Origin of the sequence: Klebsiella sp. HN106, from assembly GCF_051209435.1 — a bacterium.
Taxonomy (GTDB): domain Bacteria; phylum Pseudomonadota; class Gammaproteobacteria; order Enterobacterales; family Enterobacteriaceae; genus Klebsiella; species Klebsiella oxytoca.
The window spans coordinates 1-279 of record NZ_JBLURD010000289.1 but is presented as its reverse complement, the minus strand read 5'-3'; the positions used below and the strand labels follow the sequence as shown (position 1 = coordinate 279).

The 279-nt window shown below is 51.3% G+C and carries 1 protein-coding gene; it reads left to right on the top strand.

What is annotated here, in order from left to right; translation table 11 throughout:
- A partial coding sequence (locus ACSIPU_RS31255) for a protein rep (protein WP_435322585.1) occupies window positions 1-279 on the top strand: 279 nt, incomplete at both ends.

The window sequence follows — 279 nt, the reverse complement described above, 5'->3', positions numbered from 1 at the left end:
CCGCTGGGTAGAGCTTTGGCGAGAGTGTTTGCGTGTGAATTACGATCCGAATGTTGATGTTCGAGCAGTAAAACCCCGCAAGCCTAAGGACGGAGAATCATTGGCTTCTGCAACTGCGGAACTTGTACGGGGCGCAGTGGCTGAAACCCTGAAATATTCCACGAAGCCGGCTGACATGGTTGCTGATCCTGAATGGTTCCTCGAATTGACTAAGCAGACACATAAGCGCCGATTTGTGGCTACCGGTGGCGCACTCAAAGACATACTGAAACTCGATCA